This window comes from Streptomyces phyllanthi (genome assembly GCF_009377205.1).
Classification (GTDB): domain Bacteria; phylum Actinomycetota; class Actinomycetes; order Streptomycetales; family Streptomycetaceae; genus Streptomyces; species Streptomyces phyllanthi.
Genome location: NZ_VJZE01000786.1, coordinates 1 through 2439, shown reverse-complemented (window position 1 = coordinate 2439; position 2439 = coordinate 1). Strand labels below are relative to the sequence as shown.

The window sequence follows — 2439 nt, the reverse complement described above, 5'->3', positions numbered from 1 at the left end:
GACCACGGCGGCGGCGACTCGCCCTCTACGCGCTCGCCGTCTGCCTCCTCGCCGTCGCCGCCGCCGTGGTCTCCTTCGCCCAGGGCAGCTGGCTGGGGATCATCTGGGTGCTGCTGGCCGGGCTGGCGTCCAACATGACGTGGTACTACGCCCGACGCGGCAGGACGCATGGCGGCTCCGCCGGGGGCCACCAGGCCTGACCAGGGGCCGCCGGGCTCAGAAGGCCGAGCAGACCCCGCTGTCCTCCTGCCAGAAGCGGTACAGGCCCTGGCCGCAGAACGTCTCCAGGTCGCTGACGCCGAGACCGCGCAGGATCGCGTCGACCGCGTCGAAGAACACGCCGTTGACCTCGGGGATCCACAGCACGGCGAACACGAGCAGCAGCCCGAACGGCGCGAGGGGCTCCATCTGGCGGCGGGCCTTGTGCGACAGCCAGGGCTCTATCACCCCGTAGCCGTCCAGGCCCGGCACCGGCAGGAAGTTCAGGATCGCGGCCGTGACCTGGAGCAGCGCGAGGAAGGCCAGGGCGAACCGGAAGTCGGCCGGTACGCCGTCCAGCGCGTCCAGCCAGAACGGCGCCGTGCAGACCACGGCGAACGCCACATTGGTCAGCGGTCCCGCCGCCGAGATCAGACTGTGCTTCCAGCGGCCCCGGATGCGCCCGTGCTCGATGAAGACGGCACCGCCGGGGAGACCGATCCCGCCCATGATCACGAACAGGACGGGAAGCACGATGCTCAGCAGCGCGTGCGTGTACTTGAGGGGGTTGAGCGTCAGATACCCCTTCGCGCCGATCGAGATGTCGCCGCTGTGCAGGGCCGTGCGCGCGTGCGCGTACTCGTGCAGGCAGAGGGAGACGATCCAGGCCGCCGTCACGAAGAGGAAGACGGCCACTCCGGGCTGCTCCGCGAAGCCCGTCCACGTGGCCCAGCCCGTGACCGCCATCACGGCCACGATGCCGAGGAAGACGGGGCTGATCCTCCGGTCACTCCGGCGGGACGCGGCGGTGGTCATGGGACTCCCTCAGGGCTCGCTCGGGCAGGGGACTGCCACGGGGACTGCCCGACCGTACCGGGCTCATGCGGAAAACGTCTCGCGGAGACCCCAGAGTTCCGGAGAAGGTGGGGACATGGGGTTGTGGCGGGTGTTCTACGCGGACTGGCAGATGGAATGCTGCGGCACGCCGTTCTCGGTGGGGGACGAGGTGAGCTGGCCGCTGCTGCTGACGGACTCCGACGACGTGCTCGGAGGAGGCTGGTACCACGAGCTCAGCGAACTCTCGTCGGAGGTCGAGCGGGTGAGCGACGGGGGTGTGATCCGGCTGCTGCGCGCGGACGACGGGCTCGTCGCCGCGCTGCACGAGGACCCCGTGGACGAGTCCGGCCCCGGCCCCGACCAGTGGATCCGTTCCGTCGGTGTCCTCACCGTGGAGCGGCACGGCGCGCGGTGGCCCGAGACCTCGGGGCGGGTCCGCGCCGTCCACCTGGTGCGCCAGGGCTATGCCGAGACCGCGCGGGGCTCGCGCGACTGGGAACCGGTGCCGGGCGAGCGGTCCCTCGAAGCCGTGGAGGGCTGCCCGAAGTGGTTCGCCGACAAGGAGGACGGCCGTACGGCGATGGGGGCGGCCCACCGCCTGGTCACGGCCGGTGTCCTCGTGGACCTGGACGTACCCGGCACCCCCGCCTGAGCCCCCGTCAGCATTCCTGCGGCGAACTCCCACCGGAGACAATGGACCCGTGCGCTATCGCATCCTCGGCACCACCCAGGCGCTCCGCCCCGACGGCACCCCCGCTCCGGTCGGCGGAGCGCGGCTGCGTGCTCTGCTGACCGTTCTCGCGCTACGACCGGGACGTACGGTGCCCGTGGCCGTGCTGGTCGACGAGGTGTGGGCCGGCGATCCCCCCGCGGACTCCCCGGGCGCGGTGCAGGCGCTGGTCGGGCGGCTGCGCAGGGCGCTCGGCCCGGACGCGGTCGCCTCGCTGGACGGCGGCTACCGGCTGGCCGCGAGCGCCGACGACATCGACCTGCACCGCTTCGAGCGCCTCGCCGGCGAGGGGACGCGCGCCCTGGCCGACGGCGACGCGGCCAAGGCCGCCGTGGTCCTGGACGACGCCCTGGCCCTCTGGCAGGGCCCGCCCCTCGCCGACCTCCCCGACCGTACGGCCGAGGCGGCCCGCTGGGAGACCCGCCATCTGGACGTCCGCCGCGCCCGCCTCACCGCGGCCCTCGCCCTGGGCCAGGCCGAGCAGTACCTCCCCGAGCTCTCCGCCCTCTGCGACGCCCATCCGCTGGACGAGCCCCTCCAGGCCCTCCGGCTGCGAGCCCTGCGCGACACGGGCCGCCCGGCGGAGGCCCTGGCCGCCTACGAGGACGTACGGCAGCTGCTGGCGGACCGGCTCGGGGCGGACCCCGGGGCGGAACTGCGGGCACTGCACGGGG

At 73.3% G+C, this 2439-nt stretch carries 4 protein-coding genes; 3 read left to right on the top strand and 1 reads right to left on the bottom strand.

Annotated elements, in window-relative coordinates; genetic code table 11:
* Window positions 1–200: hypothetical protein (locus tag FNH04_RS44840; RefSeq protein ID WP_152791973.1), on the top strand; the 200-nt coding region annotated here is incomplete at its 5' end.
* Between the two features lie 16 nt (window positions 201–216).
* Here the strand turns inward: FNH04_RS44840 and FNH04_RS44835 are convergent.
* On the bottom strand, window positions 217–1014 hold the full coding sequence (locus tag FNH04_RS44835) for a site-2 protease family protein (protein WP_152791972.1): 798 nt from the start codon (window positions 1012–1014) through the stop codon (window positions 217–219).
* A 115-nt stretch (window positions 1015–1129) separates the two neighbouring features.
* Here FNH04_RS44835 and FNH04_RS44830 point away from each other — a divergent pair, with 115 nt between their 5' ends.
* Both FNH04_RS44830 and FNH04_RS44825 read left to right on the top strand, forming a co-directional pair.
* The gene (locus FNH04_RS44830; protein ID WP_152791971.1) at window positions 1130–1687 is read left to right on the top strand and encodes a DUF6578 domain-containing protein; all 558 of its coding nucleotides are present in this window, start codon (window positions 1130–1132) and stop codon (window positions 1685–1687) included.
* A gap of 49 nt (window positions 1688–1736) precedes the next feature.
* On the top strand, window positions 1737–2439 hold a 703-nt coding region (locus FNH04_RS44825; protein ID WP_322725675.1), incomplete at its 3' end, for an AfsR/SARP family transcriptional regulator.